The following is a 1,331-nucleotide window of genomic DNA, read 5'->3' as shown; positions in this document are numbered from 1 at the left end:
GGTGCGCGACGAGATCGTCGGCAACAATGTCCGCGTCAAGGTGGTGAAGAACAAGGTGGCCCCGCCGTTCCGCGAGGTCGAGTTCGACATCATGTACGGCGAGGGCATCTCCAAGCTGGGCGAGATCATCGACCTTGGGGTGAAGGCCAACGTCATCGAGAAGTCCGGCTCGTGGTTCTCCTGGAACAGCCAGCGCATCGGCCAGGGCCGCGACAACGCGCGCGAGTTCCTCAAGAATAATCCCGACATCGCCGCCCAGATCGAAAAGCAGGTCCGCGGCGCCAAGGAAGTCATCGAGGAAGAACTGCTGGTCGGCCCGACCGGCGACGAAGACGGCGCGGCTGACGAAGAATAGGGATCGGACGGCCGCCTGGGCTCCGTGAGCCCGGGTCCGCCAACCCGACGCCCGAGCTCGCTAGGAGCCCGGCCCCGCGCGGCCGTTCATGGAAGGACGTTCAGGCGAGTTTCGCCTGGGCGTCCTTTTCCTTTGCCGTGCGTCGAAGTTTGCGTAAACGGTCGCCGGTTCCCGCGGGGCGCGCCCCATGCCCCCACCATCTGATCAAGTGTCTGAAGTCATGCCGAGCCTCAACGAAATCCGCAGCCAGTTCCTGGGCTATTTCGAGAAGAATGATCACCTGATCATTCCGTCGGCTCCGCTCGTGCCGCAGAACGACCCGACCCTGCTGTTCGTCAACGCCGGCATGGTGCCGTTCAAGAACTACTTCACGGGCGCCGAGACCCCGCCGGCCCCGCGCGCGGCCTCGTCGCAGAAGTCGGTGCGCGCCGGGGGCAAGCACAACGACCTGGACAATGTCGGCTACACCGCGCGGCACCACACCTTCTTCGAGATGCTGGGGAACTTCTCGTTCGGCGACTATTTCAAGGCCGGCGCCATCGAGCACGCCTGGACCCTGCTCACCAAGGAGATGGGCATCCCGGCGGAGAAGCTGCTGGTCACCGTCTACCACACCGACGACGAGGCCGCCGCGCTCTGGAAGAAGATCGCGGGCCTCTCCGACGACAAGATCATCCGCATCGCCACCAGCGATAACTTCTGGTCGATGGGCGACACCGGCCCCTGCGGCCCGTGCTCGGAGATCTTCTACGACCACGGCGCCCACATCCCCGGCGGCCCGCCCGGCAGCCCGGACGAGGACGGCGACCGGTTCGTGGAGATCTGGAACCTGGTCTTCATGCAGTTCGAGCAGTTCGCCGACGGGACCCGCCGCGACCTGCCCAAGCCGCAGATCGACACCGGCATGGGCCTGGAGCGCATCGCCGCGGTGATGCAGGGCGTGCACGACAACTACGACATCGACCTGTTCCGCACC

1 protein-coding gene and 1 pseudogene are annotated in these 1,331 nt (G+C 65.4%); both read left to right on the top strand.

The features are described 5' to 3' along the window. Positions 1–355: pseudogene (locus tag Q8Q77_RS12105) on the top strand (DNA recombination/repair protein RecA); the annotation flags it as partial. 220 nt (positions 356–575) lie between these two features. Next, on the top strand, positions 576–1,331 hold a 756-nt coding region (locus Q8Q77_RS12100; RefSeq protein WP_305583834.1), incomplete at its 3' end, for an alanine--tRNA ligase-related protein.

This window comes from Phenylobacterium sp., from assembly GCF_030698145.1.
In the GTDB taxonomy this organism is placed as follows: domain Bacteria; phylum Pseudomonadota; class Alphaproteobacteria; order Caulobacterales; family Caulobacteraceae; genus Phenylobacterium.
The sequence above is the reverse complement of the archived record's forward strand: the minus strand, read 5'-3'. Positions and strand labels throughout refer to the sequence as shown.